The organism is Vulgatibacter incomptus, from assembly GCF_001263175.1.
GTDB lineage: Bacteria > Myxococcota > Myxococcia > Myxococcales > Vulgatibacteraceae > Vulgatibacter > Vulgatibacter incomptus.
Window position 1 is genome coordinate 3,808,753 of sequence record NZ_CP012332.1, and the last position, 13,969, is coordinate 3,822,721.

General features: G+C 69.1%; 12 protein-coding genes and 1 pseudogene. 7 read left to right on the top strand and 6 right to left on the bottom strand.

Features of this window, described 5'->3' with window-relative positions:
• Positions 1 to 68 precede the first annotated feature (68 nt).
• On the bottom strand, positions 69 to 1,325 hold the full coding sequence (bioA, locus tag AKJ08_RS16015; RefSeq protein ID WP_050726987.1) for an adenosylmethionine--8-amino-7-oxononanoate transaminase: 1,257 nt from the start codon (positions 1,323 to 1,325) through the stop codon (positions 69 to 71).
• A gap of 196 nt (positions 1,326 to 1,521) precedes the next feature.
• Between bioA and AKJ08_RS16020 the strand changes: the two genes are divergently transcribed.
• The 3 genes from AKJ08_RS16020 to AKJ08_RS16030 all read left to right on the top strand — a co-directional run bounded on the left by AKJ08_RS16020 (position 1,522) and on the right by AKJ08_RS16030 (position 4,428).
• Positions 1,522 to 1,890, top strand: coding sequence for a hypothetical protein (locus AKJ08_RS16020; protein WP_050726988.1), 369 nt, complete (start codon positions 1,522 to 1,524; stop codon positions 1,888 to 1,890).
• Between the two features lie 238 nt (positions 1,891 to 2,128).
• On the top strand, positions 2,129 to 2,926 hold the full coding sequence (locus AKJ08_RS16025; protein WP_157370756.1) for a hypothetical protein: 798 nt from the start codon (positions 2,129 to 2,131) through the stop codon (positions 2,924 to 2,926).
• An 86-nt stretch (positions 2,927 to 3,012) separates the two neighbouring features.
• Positions 3,013 to 4,428 (top strand): sodium-dependent transporter, encoded by a 1,416-nt coding sequence (locus tag AKJ08_RS16030; protein ID WP_240475379.1) that lies wholly within the window; start codon positions 3,013 to 3,015, stop codon positions 4,426 to 4,428.
• A gap of 96 nt (positions 4,429 to 4,524) precedes the next feature.
• Here the strand turns inward: AKJ08_RS16030 and AKJ08_RS16035 are convergent, their stop codons facing one another.
• Together AKJ08_RS16035 and AKJ08_RS16040 are read right to left on the bottom strand one after the other, a co-directional pair.
• Positions 4,525 to 6,171, bottom strand: a complete 1,647-nt coding sequence (locus AKJ08_RS16035; RefSeq protein WP_050726990.1) for a formate--tetrahydrofolate ligase — start codon at positions 6,169 to 6,171, stop codon at positions 4,525 to 4,527.
• Between the two features lie 24 nt (positions 6,172 to 6,195).
• Positions 6,196 to 7,242 carry a YeiH family protein gene (locus tag AKJ08_RS16040; protein WP_205624744.1) on the bottom strand — a complete coding sequence of 349 codons (1,047 nt, stop codon included), beginning with the start codon at positions 7,240 to 7,242 and terminating at the stop codon, positions 6,196 to 6,198.
• A 208-nt stretch (positions 7,243 to 7,450) separates the two neighbouring features.
• Here AKJ08_RS16040 and AKJ08_RS16045 point away from each other — a divergent pair.
• Positions 7,451 to 8,331: pseudogene (locus tag AKJ08_RS16045) on the top strand (LysR substrate-binding domain-containing protein).
• A 10-nt stretch (positions 8,332 to 8,341) separates the two neighbouring features.
• On the opposite strand, the gene AKJ08_RS16050 reads toward AKJ08_RS16045, so the two are convergent.
• A complete protein-coding gene (locus tag AKJ08_RS16050) occupies positions 8,342 to 8,776 on the bottom strand; it encodes a CBS domain-containing protein (RefSeq protein WP_050726991.1) in 435 nt (144 codons plus the stop codon).
• 33 nt (positions 8,777 to 8,809) lie between these two features.
• Here AKJ08_RS16050 and AKJ08_RS16055 point away from each other — a divergent pair, with 33 nt between their 5' ends.
• The gene (locus AKJ08_RS16055) at positions 8,810 to 9,493 is read left to right on the top strand and encodes a carboxymuconolactone decarboxylase family protein (protein WP_276202174.1); all 684 of its coding nucleotides are present in this window, start codon (positions 8,810 to 8,812) and stop codon (positions 9,491 to 9,493) included.
• Here the strand turns inward: AKJ08_RS16055 and AKJ08_RS16060 are convergent.
• Entirely contained in the window at positions 9,490 to 10,026 is a 537-nt protein-coding gene (locus tag AKJ08_RS16060) for a TlpA family protein disulfide reductase (protein WP_050726993.1), read from the bottom strand. The genes AKJ08_RS16055 and AKJ08_RS16060 overlap by 4 nt on opposite strands.
• A gap of 196 nt (positions 10,027 to 10,222) precedes the next feature.
• The gene (locus tag AKJ08_RS16065) at positions 10,223 to 10,780 is read right to left on the bottom strand and encodes a YceI family protein (protein ID WP_240475380.1); all 558 of its coding nucleotides are present in this window, start codon (positions 10,778 to 10,780) and stop codon (positions 10,223 to 10,225) included.
• A 201-nt stretch (positions 10,781 to 10,981) separates the two neighbouring features.
• Here AKJ08_RS16065 and AKJ08_RS16070 point away from each other — a divergent pair, with 201 nt between their 5' ends.
• Positions 10,982 to 11,890 (top strand): LysR family transcriptional regulator, encoded by a 909-nt coding sequence (locus AKJ08_RS16070; RefSeq protein WP_050726995.1) that lies wholly within the window; start codon positions 10,982 to 10,984, stop codon positions 11,888 to 11,890.
• 111 nt (positions 11,891 to 12,001) lie between these two features.
• Positions 12,002 to 13,924, top strand: coding sequence for a peptide-N-glycosidase F-related protein (locus AKJ08_RS16075; protein ID WP_082343278.1), 1,923 nt, complete (start codon positions 12,002 to 12,004; stop codon positions 13,922 to 13,924).
• Positions 13,925 to 13,969: the final 45 nt, after the last annotated feature.

Below are 13,969 nucleotides of genomic sequence, written 5' to 3' on the forward strand. Positions count from 1 at the left end.
GTGCGCTGGTGCCGACCGCACATCCCCCGATGCGGGAACGTTCCGCGATCGCTCAGCGTGGGCGTGGTTCAGCGGGGCAGGCAGCGGCTCACGGCCTGGAAGAGGACCTCGAGATCCGCGTCGTCGATGGTGAGCGGCGGCATCAGGTAGACGACATCCGAACCGTGGAGCCGCAAGGGGCGGACGAAGGCGCCGTGCTCCGCGAAGGCGGTCGAGGTCGGGGCGCGGCCCGGCTCGAGTTCCACCGCCGCGATGGCGCCCTTGACCCGAACGTCTCGGACGAAAGGGCGATCCTCAAGGCCGCGGAAGCCCTCGTGCAGCTTCGACTCGAGGGCGGCCACCCGCGCGCCGTAGTCGGACGCTTCGAAGAGGTCGAGGCTCGCGTGGGCGGCGGCGCAGGAGAGCGCGTTGGCCATGTAGGTCGGGCCGTGCTGGAGGGCGGCGCCGGCGTCGTCGGAGAGGAAGCTCTCGAAGAGCGCCTCGCTGGCGATGGTGGCGGCCAGGGGGAGCGTGCCGCCAGTGAGGGCCTTGCCCACGGTGAGGAGGTCGGGGACCACGTCCGCTTCGAGGAGCGCGAAGGGCGCGCCGGTTCGGTAGAAGCCGGTGGCGATCTCGTCGAAGACGAGGAGGACGCCGTGCTCGTCGCAGGCCCTCCGCAGGCGGCGCAGCACCGCGGGGTCGTGGAGGCGGATCCCGCCGGCGCACTGGGCCAGGGGCTCGACGATCGCGCAGGCGACCTCGGGCGCGATCGCCGCGAAGGCGCGCTCGAAGGCGTCGTCCTCGCCCGGCAGCGGGAGGTGGACGGCGTCGATCCCGGTGCCGGAGAACGCGCGGTGCATCCCGTCGACAGGGTCGCAGAGGGCCATCGTGGCGAAGGTGTCGCCGTGGTAGGCGCCCTCGAAGCAGACCACCTTGCGGCGCCGGGTCTCGCCACGGTTGTGGAAGGACTGCAGCGCGATCTTCAGCGCGACCTCCACGGCGACCGAGCCGCTCTCGACCAGGAAGGCGTGGCCGAGCGGGGCCGGGAGCATCGAGCACAGACGCTTGGCCAGGGTGTAGCCGGCCTCATGGGCGAGGCCGCCGAAGGCCACGTGGGGGAGCTTGTGGAGCTGCTCCTGGACGCGGTCCGCGATGTGGGGATGTGCGTAGCCGTGTGCAGCGGTCCACCAAGAGGCGAGGCCGTCCACGAGCTCCGAGCCGCCGTCGAGGAGGAGGCGGCTTCCCCTCGCACCCACGATCGGCAGGGGCGGGGGAGCGGTTCGGTGTTGGCAGTAGGGGCGCCAGACGTGGGGCTCGCCTTCGCGGAGCCAGCGGGGATCGCGCATCGGGCCGGTCTACACCGAACGGCCGAGGCGATCACCTGCGGCGGCTGGCGATCGCTTGCCGGTCCGGCCGGAGAGAGAGCCGGGGCTCGGGCCTTGGTGGCGGAGAAGGTCGAGAGGCAAGGCCACGACCCGCCAGGGTTGGCTCCCTGAAGGGGCGACCCTAGCGTTTGGCGTGCACCCAACAGGAGGCTTCCGCATGAAGCGCACGCTCGTTTCCCTCTTCGCCCTGCTCGTGATGCCCGCAGCGGCCATGGCGGCGGGGTCCTACTCCAGCTCGGACTCCTCCGGCAGCTCCACCAAGCAGCAGGTCTTCGGCTCCAGCACGAGCTACGAGATGAGGGGGAAGATCACCAAGGTGAAGGGCGAGGACGTCTACATCTCCCGCGCCAACCTGCCGAACGCCCAGGTCGAGGCCGTCGCCAACCAGACTCAGGTCACGCTCGACGGGAAGGAGGTTCCGATGACCGACCTGAAGCCCGGGATGGACGTTCGCACGAGCTTCCAGATCGCCGGGAACGACATCGTGGCCAAGGAGATCCACGCGAGCTCCACGCCTTCGCACTGAAGTGCCCCTGCGATTCCGCTCCGCTCTAGCGGACTCCGAAGCCAGGAGTCCGCGGAGCGGCATTCGTGGCGACGTTCGTTTGAGCGTCGCCACGGTTCGTCGTCTCGCCCCCGCCAGAGCTCTACGGACAATCGACGCGGCCTCGCCGAATGGGGAGAATTGGTCGCTCGTGCAACGATTTCGACACAGAGAGTTCAAGCCTGACGCTCCGTGAATTCAACCAGGGGTAGGAACGTATATGCTCGAGCCTGGCCCAGATGACCCGTTTCCAGGGTGGGCGCAGGGTTCCGGGGCTGACAAGGGCCAGCGGCGGAGATCCATTCACTCGAGGGGGGTCGAGATGAGCTTCCGAAGCATTGCAGGAGCGAGCTTGGGGTGTCTGTTGCTGGTCGGATGCGGAGGTAGCGGAGTGAGCGCAGAGACCGCTTCCGGGGAGGAGCCGGAGATCCCCCGCGCAAAGATCGGCTTCTTCTCGGGAGGCCTGGACCTTTACGGACCGATCGAGGTTCAGGTCGAAGAAGAGGGGCTGGAGTCCACCTCGGCGACCGATTGCGCGGAAGGTGCCATCGCGGCGTTCGAGGGGGCAGACGGCCCATACTCCTTCACGGCGGTCAGCAACCTGGGATTCCGATGGGAAGGGACCTTCGATTTCCACTCCGGCGAGTGCACGTCGATCGCGCTCGCGCTCGGCAACCTCTCGACCAATCGGACGCAGATCTTTGCTTTTGAAGCGCCGACTCCCATCCCTGTGCTCGTTTCGCTCGACGGTGGAGAGCCGCGCGAGATCTCCGCGCTGATGGACGAGGGGGAGGTATTTGGGTGGGCCAAGGTCTTGGATCCATTCTTCGACCCGCTCTATTTGGGCCTCGAGACCTGGCTCAACGATCTCGCACGAGCAGGAAAAGTGGTGGCTTTTCCTATCGACGACGATGAGGACCACGAAGCCGAGTTTCGCTGTGGAAACGGGGCATACACGTCGCGCGTAGAGCCGTCATTCCTCTCCCTTCGCTGGGCGTCGTGGGACGATTGCCTTTGATCGGCGCCGATAGTCTCGATAGTCGCTCTCCGGTGGAGTAGCGAGCGGGCGACCGACGGGAGGTCGGGCTCTGGACTCCCGTGCCCGTGGATGAGAGCCTTTCGATCGTGCGGTCGACGACAATCGAAGGGAGCCCGGGCGCGGCGCGCGGCCAGTGGAGCTCGAAGCTCGGCTTCGTGCTGGCGGCGGCGGGCTCTGCGGTGGGCCTGGGGAACATCTGGAAGTTCCCGTACATCACGGGCACGAACGGCGGCGGGCTCTTCGTGCTCGTGTACCTGCTCTGTGTCGGGCTGGTGGGGATTCCGATCCTGGCGGCCGAGGTGCTCGTTGGCAGGGCGGGCCAGCGCTCCGCGGTGGGCACGTTCCGGGGGCTGTCGCGGCCGAGAAGCCCGTGGGTCGCGCTCGGGGGACTGAGCGTCCTGATTCCGACGCTGATCCTCTCCTACTACAGCGTGGTGGCGGGCTGGTGCCTGGACTACGTGGTGGCCGCGGCCACCGGCGGGATCGGCGGCGCGGGGGTGGAAGGGCTCCCTGGCCTCTTCGACGGGCTCTACGCGAGCGCCGAGCGCAACCTGCTCTGGCACGCCGTCTTCATGGCGATCACCGCGGCGATCGTGATCGGAGGCGTGCAGGGCGGGGTGGAGCGTGCGTCACGCTTCTTGATGCCGGCGCTCTTCGTCATGCTGCTCGCGCTGCTCGTGCAGTCGGCGATGCTCCCGGGCTTCGTGGAGGGCGCTCGCTTCGTCTTCGCGCCCGATCCCAGCAAGCTCACTGCCGCAGGTGTCCTCGAGGCGCTCGGGCACGCGTTCTTCACGTTGAGCGTCGGCATGGGGGCGATGCTCACCTACGGGAGCTATCTCTCTGACGGAGAGAGCATCCCCGGCGCGGCGATCTCGATCGGCGTGCTGGACACGCTGGTGGCCCTCGGGGCCTGCTTGGTGATCTTCCCGCTCACGTTCAGCTTCGGGATGGAGCCGGCGGCGGGGCCGGGGCTCGTCTTCAAGATCCTGCCCGTGGCCTTCGCCCAGATGCCCTTCGGCGGCCTCTGGGCGACGGTCTTTTTCGTGCTCCTCTTCTTCGCGGCGCTGACCAGCGCGATCTCGCTGCTGGAGGTGCCCACCTCGTACGCCATCGACGAGTGGGGGCTCTCGCGGCGCACGGCTACGCTGGGCGCCTGCGCGCTCATCCTCGCCCTCGGAATTCCCTCGGCGCTCTCGGGTGGTGAGGGATTCTTCGGCGCGGGCCTCGCCGCCGCTACCGGCCGAAACTGGTTCGACTGGTTCGACCACGCCGCGACGAACTGGATGCTGCCGGTGAGTGGCCTCGGGCTCTCGACGTTCGTGGCATGGCGCCTGAGCGAGGAGCTGCGCCAGCCGGCGTTCGCCGCGGGCACTCGGTTTGGCAAGCAGGCGCGCATCTACCGCGTGTGGCTGCTTCTGCTTCGCTACCTCGCGCCGGTCGGGATCGTGGCCGTCTTCCTCCAGGGAATCGGCGTGATCTGATGCAGCTCGCGTCGGAGGAGAAAAGCTCCCGTCCGCCGGGAGCTTTCGCCTGCGTAGGAGTGATACTATCGTGCACTCTCGGTGCGCGGCCTTCGATTAGAAGAGGCCGCGGGTGTTGCCCTCGGCGTCGAGGTGGATGCGGCTGGCGGCGGGATCCTTGGGGAGGCCGGGCAGGGTGTTGATGCTGCCGAGGTAGGCCACCACGAAGCCGGCGCCGCGGCGCTGCTTGAGGTCGGTGACGGTGACCTTGAAGCCGCGGGGGCGGCCGCGGAGCTTGGGGTCGTCGGAGAGGCTGGCGGCGGCCTTGGCGACGATGACGGGCGTGCGGCCCATGCCTTCGGCCTCGGCACGCTGGATCGCGGTGAGGGCGGCCTTGGTGTACTCGACGCCGTCGGCGCCGTAGACCGACGTGGCGATGCGCTCGAGCTTCTCGTGGATGGTGGACTCGACGGGGTAGAGCGGCTGGAGCGCGGCCGGCTGTTTGTCGGCGGCCTTGATCACGGCCTCGGCGAGCTCGACGCCGCCCGCGCCGCCCTTGGCCCAGATGTCGGCTACGGCGAAGGGCACTTCCGTCGTCCGCGCGAAGTTGCGCAGGATCTCGAGCTCTTCGGGCGAGTCGTCGGTGAAGCGGTTGAGGGCGATGACGGGGTCGTAGCCGAAGAGCCGCGCGTTCTCGACGTGCTTCTCGAGGTTGGCGAGGCCGGCCTTCACCGCCTCGGGGTTGGGCGTGGCGTAGGAGGCGGCGCCGCCGTGGTGGCGGAGCGCCCGGATGGAGGCGAGGACGACGACGGCAGCGGGCTGGAAGCCGGCCTGGCGGCAGACCAGGTCGAAGTACTTCTCCATGCCCAGGTCGGTGGCGAAGCCGGCCTCGGTGACCACGTAGTCGGCGAGGCCGAGGGCGAGGCGAGTGGCGCGGATCGAGTTGGTGCCGTGGGCGATGTTGCCGAAGGGGCCCATGTGCACGAAGGCCGGCTGGCCCTCGAGGGTCTGCACGAGGTTCGGGTGGAGGGCGTGCTTGAGGAGCACGGCCATGGAGCCGTCGGCCTTGAGATCGGCGGCGGTGACGGCCTTGCCGTCGTAGGTGTAGCCCACGAGGATCCGGCCGAGGCGGGCCTGGAGATCGGCGAGGTCCTCGGCGAGGGCCATGATCGCCATGACCTCGGTGGCGACGGTGAGCTCGAAGCCGCCTTCGCGGGCCACGCCGTCGGCGGTGCCGCCGAGGCCGAGGACGACCTTCCGCAGGGCGCGATCGTTCACGTCGAGGGCGCGCTTGATCTCGATCCGCCGCGGGTCGAGGCCGAGGGCGTTGCCCTGATGGAGGTGGTTGTCGACGAGCGCGGCCAGGAGGTTGTTGGCCGCGGTGATCGCGTGGAAGTCTCCGGTGAAGTGGAGGTTGAGCTCCTCCATCGGCAGGACCTGGGAGCGGCCTCCGCCGGTGGCGCCGCCCTTGATGCCGAAGACGGGGCCGAGCGACGGCTCGCGGACCGCCACGGCGGCGCGCTTGCCCAGGTGGCCGAGGGCTTGGGTGAGGCCGACGGAGAGCGTGGTCTTCCCCTCGCCCGCGGGCGTCGGCGTGATCGCGGTCACGAGGATCAGCTTGCCGCGCGGGGCAGCCGGCGCCCGCAGGACCTTGGCCATGTGGGGGCCATAGGAGAAGAGGTCGTCGGCTCCGAGGCCGAGTTCGGCGGCGACGTCGGCGATGGGGCGGAGGGTGGCGCTCTGGGCGATCTCGAGGTCGGTCATGCGCCGAGATATATCAAGGCGGGTTCAGCCGTGCAGCGCCAGGACCTTGATCAGCAGCGCGCTCGCGGTGACGAGGACCGCCAGGGAACCGCCGACGGTGAGGAGCAGCGGCTTTCCGACGGAGCGCAGGGCCCGCAGGTCGACGCCGAGTCCGAGGCCTGCCATGGCGCCCAGCGTGAGGAGGCCGGAGAGCTCGCGCATGGGCGCGGCCATCGACGCGGGGATCACGCCGGCGGAGCGGAGCGCGGCGAGGGCGAGGAAGCCCACGATGAACCAGGGGACCAGCTTGCCGAGCTGGATCCGGCCCTTCGTCCCGGCGCTCCGGTCCCGAAAGATCAGGGAGAACGCGAGGACGAGGGGGCCGAGGAGGAGGACCCGCACGAGCTTGACCAGCGTGCCGACCTCGCCGCTCAAGGGGCTCACCGGGAACGCCGCGGCGAGGACCTGGGGCACGGCGTAGACGGTCATGCCCGCGAGGACGCCGTACTCGTAGTGGTCGAAGCCGAGCACCGGGGCGAGGAGGGGCAGGCCCACCACCACCGCGACGCCGAGGATGGCCGTGAAGGCGATGGCGGAGGCGACGTGATCCTTTCGGGCGCCGATCACGGGCGCGACGGCGGCGATGGCGGAGTTGCCGCAGATCGAGTTTCCGCAGGCGACGAGGAGGGCGTGCTTGGGGTGGAGGCCAAGGGCGCGGCCGATCAGCGTGCCGGAGGCGATGCCGAGGCCCACCACGGCCACGATGCCGACGGCCAGGGCTGGGCCGGCGGCGAAGAGCACGGGCAGATCGACGGAGGCGCCGAGGATGACGATGGCGACCTCGAGGATCTGCTTGGCGGTGAAGTCGATGCCCGCGTCGAAGCGCGCGGGGAGGCGGACGAAGGTCCGGACGCACATGCCGATGAGGATTGCGGCCACGAGGCCCTCTACCAGCGGGTGGCCGAGGTAGGCGGTCTCCACCTTCTGAAGGGCGAAGGACACGAGGGAGATCGCGGTGCAGAGCGCGACCCCCGGAAGCAGCCGTGCGAGGCGCGAGCTCATCGGGGCGCGCGCCGCGGTGGAGATGGACAAGTGTGCCTCCGGCCGGACGAAACGCGATCCGGCGTTGCCTTCGCCCGTTCGACGAAGACTGGACGGAAGCTAGGGATGTGGCGCAGATGCGTCCAAGGCATAATCCTCATCGGACCATGACCAATTGGAATGACACCGCGACCCTGGGAACCGTCGGTGGCGCCGAACCGAGCGGGCGGATGACTCGTCGCTTCGTGGTGACCGGACGATGAACCTCCACCTCCTCCGGCTCTTCGCCCGCGTGGCCGAGCACCGCAGCTTCTCGCGGGCCGCGGACGAGCTGCGGATCGGTCAGCCCGCCGTCTCGAAGGGCGTGAAGGAGCTGGAGGCCCAGCTCGGCGTGGCGCTCCTCGAGCGCGTTCCGGGCCGCGTGGAGCCCACCGAGGCCGGCCGCAAGCTCCTCGTCCACGCCCGCTCGATCTTCGCCTCCGAGCGGGAGGCCGAGGCGGAGCTCGCCGGGCTCGAGGGCCTCGAGGCGGGATCCCTGCGCATCGGCGCGAGCACGACCGTCGCCACGTGGCACCTGCCGCCACTGCTCGGCCGATTCCACCAGGAGTTTCCCGGCGTTTCACTCTCTCTGAAGAGCGCGAACACGGAGACGGTCGCCCGGCTCCTCCTCGACCGCGAGCTCGACTCGGCGCTGGTGGAGGGGCCGATCGATGATCCCCGCCTTCGGCAGGAGCCGTGGCGCACCGACGAGCTCGTGCTGGTCGCTTCCCCGAGCACCCGCTGGCGGGGCGCCGGCGCGCTCTCGATCCCTCGGTGCTGGAGCGTACGCTCGTGATCGTACGCGAGCCGGGCTCGGGGACCCGCGACGTGATCCTCGCTGCGCTCGGCTCCCGGGGGATCGTCCTGCGCGACACGGTCGAGGTCGACAGCACCGAGGCGATCAAGCAGGTGGTCGCGTCGGGACTCGGCGTCTCCTTCGTGTCCCGGGCGGCCGCAGCGGATCAGCTCGCCCTCGGCCGCCTGTGCGAGCTGCGCCTCGCGGGCCTCTCGATCCGCCGCCCGCTGACGCAGCTCTTCCTGGCGGGCCGGAACCCGTCACCCGCCGCGCTCGCTTTCGGCCGCATGCTCGCGGCGGGGTAGGAGGCCGACTTCAGGGCATCGGCTGGGTATGCTCCGAGACCGCCCCCAGCACACCGCCGGTGTACCCCTCCCCGATGCGACTCTCCATCGCCAGGTCGCCGAGCGAGAGGATGCCGACCAGCTTCTTGCTCCGGTCGAGGATCATCATCCTGCGGATCTGGCGTTCCTGCATGTGCCTCCCGGCGACCGTCACGTCTTCGTCCGCGAAGCAGGTGTAGATGTTCGGCGACATGAAGTCGGAGACCTTGCAGGTGGCCGGATCCTCGCCTTCGGCGATGGCGCCCACGCAGATGTCCCGGTCGGTGATGAAGCCCACCAGCTTCTCTCCGTCGCACACGGGGAGACCGCCGATGTCCATGTTCTTCATCATCCGGGCGGCCTCCTGAAGGGTCGCGTCCGGCTCGATGACCTGAACGTTGCGGGTCATGACCTCTTCGACGTTCATCGCTGCTCCTCCTCTCGGTTCATGGTGCGTCCCGTGAACGATTGGGAGGTCGCGGAGATCTGTCCACAACCGGTCGGTCATCGAGCGGACGAGCGCAGGGGCGGCGGCCGGGCCGATGGAAGCCTGGTCGCCGCTTGCTGGTGGCTCGCGCGGCGCCCAACGTGCCAGGGGAAACGACACTCGGGGGTCGAGATGGCGCAGCGGATCGACATGGTCAAGACGGCGCGGGAGCCCCTCAGGGACTTGCTCGCGGTGGAGCGGTACCTCAACAAGTCGGGGCTCGAGAAGAAGCTCCTGGACCTGGTGAAGCTCCGCGCCTCGCAGATCAACGGCTGCGCCTATTGCATCGACATGCACTCGAAGGACCTTCGGGCCGAAGGCGAGACGGAGCAGCGCCTCTACGAGCTCCAGGCCTGGAGGGAAGCGCCCTTCTATTCGAAACGGGAGCAGGCTGCTCTCGCCTGGACCGAGGCGGTCACCGAGGTCGGCTCGACGGGCGTCCCCGACGACGTCTACGAGCGCGCCCGCTCCGAGCTCTCGGAGCAGGAGCTCACGGACCTCACCCTCGCCATCGCGATGATCAACGCCTGGAACCGCCTCTCGATCGCCTTCCGCCAGGAGGTGGGCACCTACCAGCCCCCGAAGGCGAAGCGGGAGAAGCGGGAAGAGGCCGCCCCCTACACCTCCACCTCGGAGGAGCAGGAGATCATGCACTAGAGCAGCAGGCGCAGCTTGAGACCGAGCCAGGTGGCGTAGCCGATCATGGAGCGGCGGATCGTCCCGTCTTCGCCGATCACGTAGAAGGTCGGATAGACGTTCACCGCGAAGTCGCGCGCGATCCTCTCGTCGCCCAGGAGCACGGGGCCGGGGATGCCATGCTCGGCCGCGACCCGCTCGACCTCGTCGCGGCTGCGGTAGTCGAGGGCCACGGAGAGCACATCCGCACCGCCGCTCTTGGCGATCGACGCGACGTTCGGTGCGGCGGCTTTGCAGACGCCGCACCACGGCGCCCAGAAATAGAGGAGGACCTTGCGGCCCGCGAGATCGGCCAGCCGATGCGGGTTCCCCTGGAGATCCCGGAGCACGAAGTCGGGGGCGGGCCCGCCGGAGGCGACGAGGTTCCGCCCCTGCCAAGCCGTGATCGCGGCGAAGACGAGCAGGGCGAAGGCCACTTCGCCTGCCAGGCGCTTCCAGCGCGGCTTCCGTCGTACGGGGGAGGCGGGCGCTCCGCTCTTGGTCTCGGTCTCCATTTCGGCTCCTTGATATCCCGACACGAACCGAAGCGGGGAGGTTCCATCCCGGGGTGTTCGCTCTAAAGCAGGCCGGCAGGCGGACGCCGGAGCGCTGGCCTGCGCGGAAAGGGCCGGCGCGGTCGTGAAGGCGTCGGACGCAAAGAAGCCCGGCGCCAATGACTCGCCGGGCTTCTTCATCCTTGGCTCGACCGGCTTACTTCGCCGCGCTGGACTCGGCCTGCTTCACGAGCTCGACGTCGATCGTGATCGTAACGTCGTCGCCGACCATGACGCCGCCGGCCTCGAGGGCCGCGTTCCAGTTGAGGCCGAAGTCCTTGCGGTTGACCTTGGTGGTCCCGGTCGCGCCCATGCGGACGCCGCCCCAGGGATCCTTGACCTCGTTCTCGAGGCCCTCCACGACCAGGGTCACGGTCTTGGTGACGCCGTGCATGGTGAGGTCGCCTAGGACCTCCAGCTTGTTCGGGCCGGCGGCCTTGGCGCTCTTCGACTTGAACGTGAGCGAGGGGAACTTCTCGACGTCGAAGAAGTCCGCGCTCTTCAGGTGGCCGTCGCGCTTGGCGTCGCGGGTGTTGATGGTGGTCGCGTCGACCGTGGCGTCGATCGCGATCTTCTCAGGGGCGTTCTTGTCGAACTGAATGGTGCCCGAGAGCGCGGTGAACTCGCCGCGAACGTGGCTGACCATCATGTGGCGCACCTTGAACTGGGCCGTCGAGTGGGTGGGGTCGATCTGGTAGCTGGCGGCGGTGGACATGGCTGGGGCTCCAATTGCAATGGCAGCGGCGATGCTGGAAACAAACTTGGTCATGGGTGCGGATCTCCGTCGCGCTGGGCGCTCGATGGGTAGGTGGCTCCGGCGGCGTCCTTCTCGGCCCTCGGGAACCACGCAGGACGGAGAATAGGGGTTGCGCGAAAGTGCACAAGACGGCTAGGGCTGGAAGCTATGGTGCATAGAATGGAACAATACGAGGGCCCGGATCTCCTGGAGCTGTCCACCTTCCTCGCCGTCGCCTCGGCGGGCAGCCTCTCCGGCGCCGCGCGCAGCCTGGGCCTGCCGAAATCGACGATCAGCCGCCGCCTCGCGAGGCTGGAGGAGGAGCTGGGCGTCCGGCTCGTCCACCGCACCACCCGGCGCTTCTCACTCACCGAGGAAGGCCTCGCCTACCAGGAGCGCATCCGCCGGGCGTTCGACACGCTCGAGGAGGCGAACGCCGCACTCCGCGAGAGCGAAGAGACGCCCCGCGGACACCTTCGCGTAACGGCGCCCGTGGACGTCGCCCTCGCGAGCCTCGGCGAGGTGGTGGCCGATTTCACTCGGAGTTATCCGGAGACGACGGTGGAGCTCATCCTCACGGAGCGGACCGTCGACCTGATCGCCGAGGGCATCGACCTGGCGATACGCGCGTCTCCCGCCTTGCCGGACTCGTCCCTGGTCGCTCGGAAGATCGCGACGGTGTCTCTCGAGCTGGTGGCGACGCCGGCCTACCTCGACGCCCACGGGAGGCCGGCCACCGTGGAGGAGCTGGCGGAGCACCGCTTCGTCGCGCGCGCTGCCGTACACGGCCGGGCGACGCTCGAGCTCGTGGGGCCCAAGGGCCAGCGGAAGATCGAAGTGGCCGCTCCCATTGGAGCCACGGACTTCAGCTTCGTCCACAGGGCCACCTTGGCCGGCGGCGGCATCGGGACCTTGCCCGACATGGTCGCGAACGCCGATCTGAAGGCCGGGCGGCTCGAGCGTGTCCTTCCCGGCTACACGGCGGGGACCGCGGGCCTCCACGTGGTGCATCCCGGAGGCCGCCTGCTGCCGGCGAAGGTCCGGGCGTTCCGCGACCTCCTCGTCGAGCGGTTCGCCTCGACCTGCTAGCGGTCATTGGCGCATGGGCAACGGGCTCGCGGCCGATTCGATGGCCGCGGGGATGGGCAGTCCCGCGCATCTGATACAGTCCTTCGGCTTTCGAGACCCGAAGGAGCAACGATGTCTGGCCGGTTTCCCGTCTTGCGTCCCGCCCTCTGTTCGATCCTCCTCCTGGCTGCGGCTGCCTGCAGCAAGTCCGAGGAGAAGTCCGGCTGCGATCCCGCCTGCAGCGCTGGCGAAGTCTGCGACCGCGGCGAGTGCGTCCCGGTGGACTCCCACTGCGATCCGGCCTGTGCCGAGGGGGAGATCTGTGATGCGGGTCAGTGCAAGCCCGCCTCCGAGTGCGTGCCCGCCTGTGCCGTAGACGAGGTCTGCGACGGTGGGCTGTGCATCCACGTGCATCCCGGCGAATGCGAGCCCGCCTGCGCCGCGGGAGAGAGCTGCGTCGAGGGCGTCTGCGTGCCCGACGGCGACTGCCACCCGGCCTGCGCCGAAGGGGAGACCTGCGTCGACGGGACCTGCAAGCCCGAGCCGAAGGATCCGTTCTCCGAGGGGCCCTACGGCTCCGGGGTGAAGGAGATCGCCGCGGACTTCACCGTCGAGACCCTCGACGGCCCCTGGAACCTGCGGGCGAACTGGACCGGCGAAGACAACCTCGTCTTCCTCTTCCTCCAGGCGGCGAACACCTACAGCAAAGGCCTCTGGAACCCGAGCGACGCGGACGTTAGGAAGCTCCTCGTCTCCTCGCCGCCCAACGTGCACTATTTCTTCGCCTCCTACGACGCTTCGGCCGAGAGCGACGTCGCCGCGAAGAAGGCGAAGATGGACGCGGTGCTCGCGGCGCTCACCGAGGAGCAGGCGCAGCAGTGGGTGGGCCGGCTCCACTACATCAAGACGCGCGCGTCGAACGTCGATGGAAGCCTCGGCGCCGCGATGACGGAGCAGCGTGCGTTCGCGATCGCGGTCGACAGCCGTCAGCGCTGGCGCGAGGTGGGCCTCCTCCAGAACCCGGGCACTGGCGCGATCGCCGTCCAGTTCCTGGGCAAGGAGGCCGAGGGCTTCAACTATGAGCGCCGGGTCGAGGATCAGCGCGACGCGCTCCAGGCCAGGCAGGTGCCGATCTTCGCCAACCAGCGCCACGAAGGCGGCTGGGGCGACGGCTATTACTCGGTGAAGAGCGTGCAGCTCCCCTCGGCCGAGGAAATGGCCGGCTACGACTCGATGGCGATCTGGATGTACACCGCGTGCCCCGGCCACCAGCAGGGCAAGGACGCCGGCTGCAACGAGTGGGACTACCTCGCCCACCTCTTCCTCTGTGAGAACGACGATCCCGACACCTGCACCGTGGAGCTCGCCCGCTACGTGACCTCCTATGGCCGCGAGGGCGAGTGGCTCACCGACGTCTCGGGCCTCCTCCCGCTCCTCGCCGAAGGCGGGACCAAGAAGATCGCGTACGCAGGCGCGAACGGCTACGACATGGACGCGCGGATCCTCCTCTGGAACGCGGGCAAGCCCATGAGGCCCACCCGCGCCGTGCCGCTGTGGGGCGCGCCCCGGGCCGCCGAGCCCTTCGGCTCCGACTTCAACGACGGCCGCCACGCGCCGATCACGTTCACCGTGGACGATCGGAGCGCCGCCCATGTCGAGCTCTACACCGTGATCACCGGCCACGGCTTCGGCGCCGTGAAGGAGAACTGCGCGGAGTTCTGCAACCACCAGCACGAGTTCACGGTGAACACCGGTCGTCACATGAAGGAGCACAAGATCGCCGGCTCCGCGTTGGGCTGCCACGACCAGGTCTCGGACGGAGTCGTCCCCAACCAGTTCGGCACCTGGCCGTACGGCCGCGGCGGCTGGTGCCCGGGCCTCGACGTGAAGCCGTGGACGGCCGACGTCACCGCGGATCTCGTCTCGGGCGAGAACACGATCTCGTACCGCGGGCTCTTCAAGAACGCCGACTACGTTCCCGTTCTCGACCCCAGGGGCGACTACATGCCCGAGCTTCGACTGGCGACCTGGCTGGTCTTCTACGAGGCGAAGTAGAGCCCTTCGCCCGCCAGGCCCTTGCCCCCACGCCCAGCCGCCCCA

What these genes read in the sequence shown, in the direction of transcription:
- bioA (WP_050726987.1), bottom strand. Translation starts at nt 1,325, where the DNA reads ATGCGCGATCCCCGCTGGCTCCGCGAAGGCGAGCCCCACGTCTGGCGC.
- AKJ08_RS16020 (WP_050726988.1), top strand. Translation starts at nt 1,522, where the DNA reads ATGAAGCGCACGCTCGTTTCCCTCTTCGCCCTGCTCGTGATGCCCGCA.
- AKJ08_RS16025 (WP_157370756.1), top strand. Translation starts at nt 2,129, where the DNA reads ATGCTCGAGCCTGGCCCAGATGACCCGTTTCCAGGGTGGGCGCAGGGT.
- AKJ08_RS16035 (WP_050726990.1), bottom strand. Translation starts at nt 6,171, where the DNA reads ATGACCGACCTCGAGATCGCCCAGAGCGCCACCCTCCGCCCCATCGCC.
- AKJ08_RS16050 (WP_050726991.1), bottom strand. Translation starts at nt 8,776, where the DNA reads ATGAACGTCGAAGAGGTCATGACCCGCAACGTTCAGGTCATCGAGCCG.
- AKJ08_RS16060 (WP_050726993.1), bottom strand. Translation starts at nt 10,026, where the DNA reads ATGGAGACCGAGACCAAGAGCGGAGCGCCCGCCTCCCCCGTACGACGG.
- AKJ08_RS16065 (WP_240475380.1), bottom strand. Translation starts at nt 10,780, where the DNA reads ATGTCCACCGCCGCCAGCTACCAGATCGACCCCACCCACTCGACGGCC.
- AKJ08_RS16070 (WP_050726995.1), top strand. Translation starts at nt 10,982, where the DNA reads ATGGAACAATACGAGGGCCCGGATCTCCTGGAGCTGTCCACCTTCCTC.
- AKJ08_RS16075 (WP_082343278.1), top strand. Translation starts at nt 12,002, where the DNA reads ATGTCTGGCCGGTTTCCCGTCTTGCGTCCCGCCCTCTGTTCGATCCTC.